Genomic DNA, 11,863 nt, shown 5'->3' on the forward strand with positions numbered 1-11,863 from the left:
ATTATTCACAAACGATTTGATTCTTAAATTTTACACTCACCCGGGAATAGGCATTCCAGCCTTTTCTCGGCAATATTTCTTTATAAAAAACTTCGATCTTCTCGAATTTTTCTTCTAGATCAGTCGCAGGCCCCAATTCAATTACTTGGCTTCCGACCTGCTGATAAAGTCTTATATCATTTCTCGAATTGACTTCGATTTCGGTGATCTGTGCAGACCAAAATTCATCCTCGGACACAAAGTCTATCAGTTCCATCAGCTCTGGTATTTCTTCCATGACTTGTCCCTGATTCATAAGCTTTTCGACAAATGAGCCACTCACGACTACTACGCGGCTGGTATAAGAATTAGAAGTAGGAATAATCCTGCCCTCCACGGTGATATATCCATCTGCTGCTCTCGGACGCACGATTCGAGCCACTGGCTTATGCTGTTCGACCTCTAGCTGCAGAATACCTTTTTGACCAATGTAGGCCTCAGCTTCTCTGACGAAAGGATGACCTTTCAGTCGCTCTTCTATTGCCTTTAGGGGAACTTCAGAAAGTGGCAAACCCGGAATTAATTCTGGAAATCCCTGAGCAATTATTTTTTCTATTTCCTGGTCTTCCACGAAATACAGGCCACTTTCCCCCTTCACATTCACTTCTCTTCCAAAGTAGAGTTTGTCCCAAGTCTGCTTCTCCACAAAGCCTATGAAGCCAAGGAGAATGAAAGTCAAGACCAAGAAAACGACGATATTTTTCACCTTCGGAAGTCTCATGGTTGCTTGATGGTTTTGCGAGAAAGAATGGATGCAATCTGAGGCACGAGCCTGTCGATATCTCCTGCACCCAGCGATACGACTACCTCTGAAGAAGCCTTCTCGAGTTGAGACAATAAGTTTTCTTTAGAAATAACTTCCTTACTCTGCGCCTGAATACCCTCCAGAAGCATTTCTGAATTTACTCCTTGAATAGCCTTCTCTCGAGCGGGATATATATCCAGCAAAAGAACGCGATCTGCCAAGGACAGACTCTCTGAGAATCCTTCTGCAAAATCACGGGTACGACTATACAAATGCGGCTGGAAAATCACCGTAATATTCTTGCCCGGATACATGGCTATCACAGAACTCAAAAGAGATCGGATCTCCTCTGGGTGGTGAGCATAGTCATCTATGTAAACCCGATCCGATTCATTAATGTGAATTTCAAATCTGCGCTTCACACCGCGGAAGGTTTTCAAGCCCTCACGAATTTGATCTGGACTCACTCCGTGATTGATAGCAACAGAAATCGCTGCTAGCGCATTTTCCACATTGTGATAGCCTGGGATAAATAGCTCTAAATGAGGAATGGAATCTTTACCATTTCGGTAATCAAAAACAAAAGAATCACTCCGAGCTTGAATATTCTCAGCTGTAATATTTGAAGATCTAAGTCCATACTCCTTCACCTTCAATTTTCGACCTTCTATCTCTCCTAGCTTTTGCAATGCTCCATCTTGGATAAAGAGCTTGCCTTTTTTCTCAATTAGCTTGGCGAAATCTCTGAAGCCCGAAAGAATCGTGTCCTCATCTCCATAAATATCCAAGTGATCTGCGTCAGCACTTGTGATCACCGCCTCAGAAGGATGCAATTTAAGGAAGGAGCGATCAAACTCATCCGCCTCCACCACGAGTAACTCTGGCTTCTTAGACTTTGGAGATTTAATCAGATTACTACCATAATTCTGCGTGACTCCACCCAGGAAGGCTGTAATCGGCAGATTTGCTGTCTTCAAAAGATGGGCGATCATGGACGAAGTAGTGGTTTTTCCATGAGTCCCTGCCACTGCAATGGTATATTTGGACTCTGTGAGCATTCCCAAAACCTCGGATCGTTTCTTCAATTCAAAGCCTTCATTTCTGAAGTAATTCAATTGAGTGCTTTCTGCAGGCATAGCTGGCGTCCATACGATCAGCACCTTGGATTGGTCCTCCAAAACTCTGCTCGGAATAGTTGCAATACTATCTTCAAAACTGATAGAAATACCCTCCGCTTGAAGCGCATCAGTAATTACCGAAGGGGTACGATCATAACCGGAAACGACATATCCCTCCATAGCAAACCAGCGAGCAATGGCACTCATACCAATCCCTCCGATTCCTAAAAAATGGACGATATTTCTTCCTTTCATATTCATCCTACCAATCGAAGTATTTCTCCACAAATTTCATTTGCCGCATTAGGCTTCGCTAAGGCATGCAAATTTTTACCGAGTTGTATGCATCGCTCTTCGTCTCCTAGAAGCTGATCTAAATTATCTTTCAAAGCACCTACTGCATCTGCATCCTTGAGCAATACTGCTGCGTCGTGCTGCACATAGGCCATGGCATTTTTTGTCTGATGATCCTCTGCCACATTTGGAGATGGAATAAAGATCACAGGCTTTGCGACTAGCGAAAGCTCCGATACGGAAAGGGCTCCCGCACGAGAGACAACCACGTCAGCTGCAGCATATGCTAAATCCATTTTCCGGATAAATTCTCGAAGATGAATGTGATTATATCCTTTGCCGTCTAGGCTCTGAAGCATATCCTTGAAGTAAAATTTTCCGCACTGCCAGAGCACCTGATAGTTTTCATTAAGTGCATTGATATCCTTCAATACGGCCTGATTTAGGGTTCGTGCTCCAAGGGATCCTCCGAGGATCAAAACCGTCTTTCTACCTTCTTCAAGCCCAAAATGTGATAGAGCTTTTTCTCTTTTCCCTGCAAGCTCAAGAATATCTTTTCGCACTGGATTACCGGTATAGACAATTTTTTCGGCTGGGAAAAACTTCTCCATATCTGGATAAGCCACACAGATTTTGAGTGCTTTTTTGGAAAGTAATTTATTGGTCAGACCGGCATAGGAATTTTGCTCCTGAATAAGGGTTGGAATTCCTTTTCGCTGTGCCATGTATAGTACCGGTCCACTCGCATACCCACCTACTCCGATGACCACATCAGGCATAAAGTCCTTGATGATCTTTGAGGCCTGTCTGATGCTTTTTAGCAATTTGATTGGGAAGCTAAGATTCTCTTTACTTAGACTTCGCTGAAGACCTGCCACTGGAAGTCCAACGATTTTGTATCCCGCTTCAGGGACTTTTTGCATTTCCATTTTACCAATGGCACCCACGAATAGAATCTCGCTACCAGGATGAAGTTCCATCCAGGTATTCGCAATCGCCAAAGCAGGATAGATGTGTCCACCGGTTCCTCCTCCACTGATCATTAGGCGATATGTCGACTTCTTTTCTATGGTTATGCAGTTTTTAATCTCGACTTATTTGCAAAAGGACTTTGAGCCTTTTGTACTTCCTCCTGATGATCACCACGACTCACGCTCAGAATAATTCCAAGTGAAATTCCCGTGAAAACCAATGAGGTACCTCCCATACTGAGGAGTGGCAAAGGCAAACCTGTGATAGGGCCTAGACCTACAGCCACACACATATTGATGAGTGCTTGAATGACTAAAGCGAAGCTCAGACCCGCGGATAGCAGCCCCCCAAAAGCCTTGTTAGAATTGGCAACAATGCGCATACCTCGATAGAGGAGCGCGAGGTAAAGGAATAAAACTCCAACTCCTCCAGCCACACCATATTCTTCAATAATGATGGCATAGATGAAATCTGAATAAGGATGTGGCAAGGAATTTCTCTGCTCGCTATTTCCCGGTCCTTTGCCTGTAAATCCGCCGGTAGAGATGGCAATAAATGACTGCTCTGCTTGGAATGGCACTTCATCCTTATCCACGAAACTTTCAATTCGCGAAACAAACGTCTCTCCCCTTTGCCCTAGAAAAGCTGCTGAGGTCAATCCCAAAATCCCAACCATTACCACCATGATTAGATATTTCAGAGGTACTCGACCGATGAACATGATCAAAAGGCAAGTAGCCAATAGCAAGATCGCAGTGGACATGTTGGCTAAGGCGATCAAGCCACAGATCAAACCAATCGCTAGTATAATGGGCAAAAAGGTGCTCTTAAAGTCCTTGATGTTGTTTTGCTTGCTTGCAAGCATAGCAGCCAAAGCTGCGATAAGAGCCAGCTTAGCAAGATCCGAAGGTTGGAAGGCCTGATTAATCACCGGGATAGTTAACCAGCGGTTAGCTTCATTGATATTAGAACCGAAGAGATAGGTAATGCCTAGTAGCGGAATGGAAATGTACATGGCCAGTCTCGCATACAAAGCATAATTTCTGTATGGAATCTTATGTGCAAACCACATAACTGTCAAGGATACCAATACCAAAAAGGAATGTCTGAAAAGATATACCTCGGTATTACCTCCAGCATATTTATATGCCAAAGAACCCGTGGCCGAATACACCACCAGAATACTGAAAAGAGAAAGCAAGATCACGATGGCCCAAATGATTGGGTCTCCCTTGAAATGCTCATCTATCCATGTTTTAAACTGGCTCATGCTACTCGTTCAGATTTAAGTTGTCTCACCGCAGCGGCAAATTGTCTTCCGCGGTCTTCATAGTTTTTAAATAGGTCGAAACTTGCACAGGCTGGAGAAAGCAACACCACATCTCCAGCTTGACCTAGCTCATTTCCCCATCTCACAGCTTCCTCTATTTGCTGCGTTTCTCGGATGTCTTTAACTGCTCCACCAAATGCCGCAATCAATTTTTGATTATCTACACCAAGACAAATCAAGCTTTTTACCTGCTTCTCTACTTGGGACAAAAGCAGACTGTAATCGTTTCCTTTATCCACGCCACCAGCGATCCAGATCAATGGATTTTTATATGCTTTAAGTGCAAAAGCAGCAGATTCCACATTCGTGGCTTTGCTATCATTTACATAGGTGACCCCATCAATTTCAGCGACCTTTTCCATTCGGTGCTCAATGCCTTGAAAGGACATAATTCCTTTTTGAATAGACGCTCCAGAAAGTCCAACTAGCGTACAAGCCAAACCTGCAAAAAGCGAGTTGAGTAGATTGTGGTCACCTGGCAATGGCAACTTCGCTTTGGCCATAGACCAAGAATTACCCTGAGCGGCAAAGTAAATTTTAGCACCTGATTGGAATGCATTAACTCCCGTAGCTTGGATGGAAACATCAAAATTGCCGGCTTGAATACGGTGCTGTTCTCTTCCTATTGTGGAGTAGAAATCTTCCTTATAGAAAATTGCAAAATCATCCTCCTTCATATTCTGAAAGAGATTCATTTTGGCCGTTACATAATGATCCATTTGATACTCATATCGATCCAAATGATCTGGAGTAATATTCGTAAGCAAGGCGATTTTTGGTCTGAAGCTCTTCATCCCATCGATCTGAAAGCTACTACACTCGATTACCCACCACTCATGGTCCAGTTCGGTAAGCTGACCTGCCCAAGACTTCCCAACGTTTCCAGCAAGGCCGACATCCATCCCTGCTTCTTTCATCACATGATAGATCATTGAGGTAGTAGTGGTTTTACCATTGGTACCAGTGATTGCAATCACTTTCCCAGAGGAATAGCCGAAGGCAAATTCTAACTCATCTATAATCTCTATTCCCTTTTCTTTTGCCGCCTGAATGATCGCCACCTTATTTGGAATACCAGGGCTTTTGATGATCAAATCAGCGTTTAAGACATTCTCTACAATATGGCCTTTCTCTTCAAAATCTATATTGGCCTGAGTAAGCTCGGTTTTCTTATCAGCATGAATTTCACCTGAGTCAGAAATGAAAACGGCATAGCCCTTCTGTTTGGCAAGCTTTGCAGCTCCCATTCCGCTTTCTCCAGAACCCAGAATGACTATTCGTTTCATTTTATCTTAATTTCAAAGTGGCCAAGGTCATGACTGCTAGCAAAATGCCCACAATCCAAAATCGCGTCACAATCTTTGCTTCAGGTATATTTTTCTTTTGGTAATGATGATGAAGTGGAGACATGAGCAGAATTCTTCTGCCCTCCCCGTATTTTCTTTTGGTGTATTTGAAGTAGCTGACTTGCAGGATCACACTTACATTTTCCACCACAAAAATTCCGCACATCAAAGGAATCAACAGCTCTTTGCGAAGCGTCAAAGCCAAAACCGCTATCACACCTCCAAGCATCAAGCTTCCTGTATCACCCATAAATACTTGGGCGGGATAGGCGTTGTACCACAAAAAGCCGACGCAAGCACCGATAAATGCAGAGGCAAAAATCACGAGCTCCCCTGAGTTCGGGATGTACATCACATTGAGATATTGGGAGAAAATGGCGTTACCGCTGATGTAGGCAAAAATGGCTATAGTCAAGCCTATGATCGCCGAGGTCCCAGCTGCCAGCCCATCGATTCCATCGGTAATATTGGCACCATTGGATACGGCTGTAATGATGAAAATCACCACAAAAATGTAGAGAACCGGAGTCATCGCCTCTCCGAGAAAGCCTAGAACAGTCTCGTAATTCAGTTCATTGTTTTTCACAAATGGAATGGTAGTTTTCGCCACTTTCAAGTCTTGGTACGCAGGAGTTTCAACTACTCCCTCCTCGATAGAAACAGGAGTCTGAAAATCTCGAATCACTACGTCTTCATGGAAATAAAGAGTCGCACCCACGATAATCCCAATCCCGATTTGTCCAACGATCTTGAATCGACCAGCAAGCCCTTCTTTATTTTTCTTGAAAACCTTGATGTAATCATCTAAAAACCCAATTCCTCCTAGCCATACAGTAGTGATCAACAGAAGCTGAATGTAAATATTGGTCAGATCGGCAAAAAGCAAGGTGGGGATCAAAATCGCCGCAATCATCATCAGTCCACCCATAGTTGGGGTACCTTTTTTCTGAGTCTGACCTTCTAGGCCAAGATCTCGTACCGTTTCTCCAATCTGTCGATTTCGAATCCAATTGATAATCCGATGTCCAAAAGTGATTGTTACTATCAGTGAAAGGACCGCCGACATACCCGCGCGGAATGAGATGTAGCGGAATACTCCCGTTCCGGGGATATCCAGCACCTGATCTAAATATTCAAAAATAGGATACAGCATCTCAGTTTTGGGTCAATTGCTTTAAATACTCGGTGACTACTTCTGCGTCATCGAAATGATGTTTTACTCCTTTAATCTCTTGGTAATCTTCATGTCCTTTTCCGGCGATAAGGATGATGTCTCCTCTGCCAGAGAGCATACAGGCAGTCTTTATGGCTTCTCGTCTATCAACAATGGTCAACGTTTTTCTTAAATCAGAAGGCCCAACGCCAGCTTGCATATCATCCAAAATAGCCTGAGGCTCCTCAAAACGAGGATTATCTGAAGTCAAGATGGCTTTGTCGCTAAATGCTACAGCAAGCCTGGCCATTTCAGGCCGCTTGGTCTTATCACGGTTACCACCGCAACCCACCACAGTGATCAGCTGCTCTCCGCCAGTGCGGACATCATTGATGGTTTTCAACACATTGTCCAAAGCATCTGGCGTATGTGCATAATCCACGATAGCTGTAATTCCGCCGATAGAAATTCGATCAAACCGTCCTCGCGCTCCTGGAATTGCAGAAAGCGTCTGAAGAACTTCCTCTTCATCTTCTCCCAGCAAACTGGCCGTACCAAAAACAGATAAAATATTGTAGGCGTTAAAGGCTCCGATCATTCTAAACCAGATCAATTTTCCATTGATCTCCAGCTCCAAACCTTCTAGGGTATTGGATAAGATTTTGGCTTTGAAATCCGCAGAAGTCTTCAGCGCGTAAGTCTGCACTGTGGCCTTGGTGTTTTGCACCATGACTTTACCACGCTTGTCATCAAGATTGACCAAAGCAAAAGCATCCTTGGGCAGATCGTCAAAGAGTTTCTTTTTGGCCTTGATGTATTCATCAAAGGTCTTGTGGTAGTCTAAGTGATCGTGAGAAATATTAGAGAATACAGCTCCAGCGAGCTCTAGACCAGCAATTCGCTCCTGCACAATGGCATGAGAACTCGCTTCCATAAAGCAGTGGGTGCATCCTGCGTCCAGCATTTTTCGCAACAGGGACTGTACGCTCAGTGCATCTGGCGTAGTATGAGTGCTTGGAATTACTTCATCACTAATTTTATTTTCTACCGTAGATAGCAATCCACTGGTATAACCCATGGCTTGGAAAAGCTGATGTAGCAAGGTAACCGTGGTGGTTTTTCCATTGGTGCCTGTGACTGCTATGACTTTAACCTTTCGAGAAGGGTTGTCATAAAAATTGGCTGCCATGATACCCAATGCCCTCGCAGAATTAACCACTTGCACATAGGTAATGGAAGGAATAATTTCTGCAGGCAAATCTTCACAAACGATAATTTTCGCTCCAGACTCAATGGCTTTGTCTATATAATCATGACCATCCACCTGAGTTCCTCTGACGGCTACAAAAGCACAGCTCGCACTTGCCTGACGACTATCGAATACTATCTCTTTGAATCGAGCGTCCATGTCACCAATGCTAGAGACTAGCGATACCTTATATAATATGTCCTTCAATACCTTCATTTAGCCCAAAGTGAGATTGATGGTTGAGTTTGGATTGATTTTAGTACCTGCGGGAATGGATTGGGCCTTTACTCGGCCCTTGCCGGTATAGTCGACTTTCAGACCTTTGTTTTCCAGAATAAAGAGCGCATCGCGCAGCGACAGCCCAGCCACATCTGGAATGGTAGTTTGATCCACAGGATTGTTTTTCCACTTTACTGTCTTTTCTGCAGCCCAAGTCTGCACCCATTCTTCATTCTGCGTTGCATCGGCTGCTACACCTAATTCCTCAAGAATCTGATGAATCTCCTGAGCATGACCCGCCCGAATCACAGGCATTGGACTTTCCTCACTCGTCTCGCTTGCAATGGTTTGCTGGTTGGTAGGATTCAGCTCCATATCTAGAGCATAAACTCGGTAGGCGATTTCTTTGAAAACTGGTGCAGAAACATCTCCCCCATAAGCCGCAAATCCTTTTGGACTATCAATCACCACTATCATGGAGTATTTGGGACGATCCGCTGGAAAATAGCCCGCAAAGCTGGTGTAGTAGTTTTTAGTATATCGCCCGTTTTCCAGTTTTTGAGCTGTTCCGGTTTTACCCGCAATTTTGAAATCTTCGCTCGCAATATTTTTCGCAGTCCCATTAGCAACCACACCTTCCAAAAGCTCCTGTAATTGCTTAATTGTTTTTTCTGAAGCGATTTCGTCTCGCATCACGACAGGATCGAAACGCTCCTCCACTCGGTTTCCTTTTGCGATGCCCTTAACGATATAAGGCTTCATCATTTTGCCATTATTCGCCACTGCATTGTAAAGCGCTAGAGTATGCAAAGGATTTAGCTTGGACTCATAGCCAATAGAAATCCAAGGCAGCGACGTTCCGTACCATGTTTTGGTTCCGGGCTTTTTGAAAAATGGCTTTCCCTCACCTACCAACTGAAAATCAAAAGGCTCATTCAGCCCAACTTGATCCAGATAGGCAAGGAACTTAGACGGACTAGAGCCGAAGTTTTCTTCTACCAATTTTGAAATGGCAACATTGGATGATTTCTCGAAGGCTTCACGGACAGTAATAGTACCATATCCCCCATTTTTGGCATCCCGCATGATGCGGTCATAAAATCGATAAGACCCATTTCCAGTCTCCACCTTGTCTTCCAGAGACACCTTGTTTTCTTCCAACAAAGCCAGCATACTAAATAGCTTGAAAGTAGACCCGGGTTCCGTATTACCCTGATCACCAATGGCGAAGTTGTAGTTTTCACCATAGCCATTCCCACTTTTATTGCGCTGAAGATTAGTGATGGCCTTGATCTGTCCAGTCTTTACTTCCATCACGATTACTGATCCGAACTCAGCATCGCGGTCGATTAGCTGGCGCAAAAGAGCAGTTTCCGCAACATCCTGAATATTCACATCAAGGGTTGTAATCACGTCATACCCATCCTCTGGCTTCACATCTTCTGCATCAAAAACAGGCTTCCAACTCCCACCAGCCAATCGCTGAAAAAGTGCCTTTCCCGTTTGACCTTTTAAGTAATTATTGAAACTATACTCTATTCCTGCACCATAATCGTCCTCATTGATAAAGCCAACTGTTCGGCTAGCTAATGATTTGAAGGGCTGATATCGCTTTTCAACTTTTTCAAAAAGAACTCCTCCACCAAGTCTTCCCTGTCGGAAAATAGGCCAATTGGACATTTTCTGCATATCCTGATACCCAATCTGTCTACGATTCAAAACGATGTAACGCTTCTTGTCCAGACGTGCATCTGATATCATTCGCTTGTACGAAGCAGCAGATTTATCTCTATAAAAAGCCGAAAGGTTATTGGCTAGAGAATCGATTCCAGTCTTAAATACATCTGACTTGGCCATAGTTGGATCGAGCGCCACTCTATAGAAAGGTAGGCTGGTGGCCAGCAAACTACCATCCCCAGCATAAATATTGCCTCGGGTCGCCGGTACTTCTCTGTATTGAAAATTGATGGTTTCAGCCTTTGCTCTCCATTGGTCTCCCTCCTCAAACTGAAGCTTGATAATTTGGTACGGAATAGCCGCCGCAAACAAAGCGATCAGGATGAACACGACCCGCACTCGGAGCACTATGGACTGCTTAATATTCACTCTTCAATTTGAATTTTGATCGGTGGTTCACTTAATTCTTCTATACCTTGATTAGCAACTCGTTTAGCTACCTCAGACTGCATACTGCTGAGCATATATTCAGCCTCCAGTGTGGTGACGTCAGCGCGTAGATCCTCTACCTCTTGCTGGGCTTTCTCTATTTTGCGCACCATGTTTTCAGCTCTATGGTTACTATAGATATAGATCAAAGCCAAAAGGGCTATAAAGCCAATTGGTGGAACCAGCTGCACAGGTACGCCCTCACCGATAAATGGAGTGATATTTAATTTCTCCTCCATCCAAGTGAAAATCGTTCGTCTCGGACCGGACTTTGGAGCATTGCTCTTTTTCAGCTTTTTCTTGAAAGTGTTCTGGCTCATGACTCTGTTCGTTTAGCGATCCTCAATTTTGCACTGCGTGCTCTAGGGTTTTCAGCTACTTCTGCCGCATCAGCCACTATTGCCTTGCGTGATACCGGCTCTAAAGGGCGAATCAGATTACCATAGAAGTCCTTTTCTACTTCTCCGTGGAATTTGCCCTTTATCATCAGATTCTTCACCAAGCGATCTTCGAGTGAATGATAGCTCATCACGACCAACCTTCCTCCTGGCTTAAGCACCTCTAGGGTATCCATGAGGAAGTCTTCTAGAGCAGATATCTCATCATTTACTTCTATTCTCAAGGCTTGAAAAACCTGAGCGTAATACTTAAAGTCTTTACCCCGTGGAGCAAACTTTCTCAAAAACGTGGTAAAACCTTCTGTAGTCTCAAATGGCAAAACTGCACGCTCGGCAACAATTCCTTTGGCAAGTGTCTTGGCGTTTTTCACTTCACCGTATACTCCTAGAATCTTGTGAATATCCGCTTCAGGGTATTGATTCAATATGTCTTTAGCTGTGATGCCAGCAGTTTGATTCATCCGCATATCCAAGTCCCCTGCAAATCGGGTAGAAAACCCTCTACTTGCCTCATCGATCTGATGAGAAGAAATACCCAAATCCGCAAGTATACCGTCCACTTGTCGAACGCCATGAAGTCGTAAGTATTTCTTTAAATCGCGAAAATTGGCCTGAACGAAGGTAAATCGCTCGTCATCAGGAACATTTTCTAAAGCATCCTGATCTTGGTCAAAACCAAAAAGTCTGCCCTGATCCAATTGATTCAAAATAGCCCGTGAATGACCACCTCCGCCAAAGGTCACATCGACATAAATCCCATTGGGGTTTATAGCCAATCCTTCAGTGCATTGGGAAAGCATGACTGGTATGTGGTACGTGGAGGCTGTCATGGGA

10 protein-coding genes are annotated in these 11,863 nt (G+C 44.0%); all 10 read right to left on the reverse strand.

Annotation, left to right across the window (positions count from 1 at the left end):
* Window position 1 precedes the first annotated feature (1 nt).
* The 10 genes from ACFOSV_RS04585 to rsmH are packed head-to-tail and all read right to left on the reverse strand — an operon-like array spanning window position 2 to window position 11,859.
* A complete protein-coding gene (locus ACFOSV_RS04585; protein WP_377903856.1) occupies window positions 2-760 on the reverse strand; it encodes a cell division protein FtsQ/DivIB in 759 nt (252 codons plus the stop codon).
* Window positions 757-2,163 (reverse strand): UDP-N-acetylmuramate--L-alanine ligase, encoded by a 1,407-nt coding sequence (gene murC, locus ACFOSV_RS04590; RefSeq protein WP_377903858.1) that lies wholly within the window; start codon window positions 2,161-2,163, stop codon window positions 757-759. The genes ACFOSV_RS04585 and murC overlap by 4 nt, the downstream gene beginning before the upstream one ends.
* Window positions 2,160-3,266, reverse strand: coding sequence for an undecaprenyldiphospho-muramoylpentapeptide beta-N-acetylglucosaminyltransferase (murG, locus tag ACFOSV_RS04595; protein ID WP_377905296.1), 1,107 nt, complete (start codon window positions 3,264-3,266; stop codon window positions 2,160-2,162). The genes murC and murG overlap by 4 nt, the downstream gene beginning before the upstream one ends.
* A 2-nt stretch (window positions 3,267-3,268) precedes the next feature.
* Entirely contained in the window at window positions 3,269-4,438 is a 1,170-nt protein-coding gene (locus ACFOSV_RS04600; protein WP_377903860.1) for an FtsW/RodA/SpoVE family cell cycle protein, read from the reverse strand.
* Complete coding sequence (gene murD / locus ACFOSV_RS04605) at window positions 4,435-5,784, reverse strand: UDP-N-acetylmuramoyl-L-alanine--D-glutamate ligase (protein ID WP_377903862.1); 1,350 nt, start codon at window positions 5,782-5,784, stop codon at window positions 4,435-4,437. The genes ACFOSV_RS04600 and murD overlap by 4 nt, the downstream gene beginning before the upstream one ends.
* 1 nt (window position 5,785) lies before the next feature.
* The gene (gene mraY, locus ACFOSV_RS04610) at window positions 5,786-6,997 is read right to left on the reverse strand and encodes a phospho-N-acetylmuramoyl-pentapeptide-transferase (protein ID WP_377903864.1); all 1,212 of its coding nucleotides are present in this window, start codon (window positions 6,995-6,997) and stop codon (window positions 5,786-5,788) included.
* A 1-nt stretch (window position 6,998) separates the two neighbouring features.
* Complete coding sequence (locus tag ACFOSV_RS04615; protein ID WP_377903866.1) at window positions 6,999-8,462, reverse strand: UDP-N-acetylmuramoyl-L-alanyl-D-glutamate--2,6-diaminopimelate ligase; 1,464 nt, start codon at window positions 8,460-8,462, stop codon at window positions 6,999-7,001.
* Window positions 8,463-10,571: a penicillin-binding protein gene (locus tag ACFOSV_RS04620; protein ID WP_377903868.1), complete on the reverse strand. Its 2,109-nt coding sequence runs from the start codon at window positions 10,569-10,571 to the stop codon at window positions 8,463-8,465.
* The gene (locus ACFOSV_RS04625; protein ID WP_377903870.1) at window positions 10,568-10,951 is read right to left on the reverse strand and encodes an FtsL-like putative cell division protein; all 384 of its coding nucleotides are present in this window, start codon (window positions 10,949-10,951) and stop codon (window positions 10,568-10,570) included. Before ACFOSV_RS04625 ends, ACFOSV_RS04620 begins: the two co-directional genes overlap by 4 nt.
* Window positions 10,948-11,859 (reverse strand): 16S rRNA (cytosine(1402)-N(4))-methyltransferase RsmH, encoded by a 912-nt coding sequence (rsmH, locus tag ACFOSV_RS04630; RefSeq protein WP_377903872.1) that lies wholly within the window; start codon window positions 11,857-11,859, stop codon window positions 10,948-10,950. The genes ACFOSV_RS04625 and rsmH overlap by 4 nt, the downstream gene beginning before the upstream one ends.
* Between the last annotated feature and the right edge of the window lie 4 nt (window positions 11,860-11,863).

It is taken from the genome of Algoriphagus namhaensis (assembly GCF_042649705.1).
GTDB lineage: Bacteria > Bacteroidota > Bacteroidia > Cytophagales > Cyclobacteriaceae > Algoriphagus > Algoriphagus namhaensis.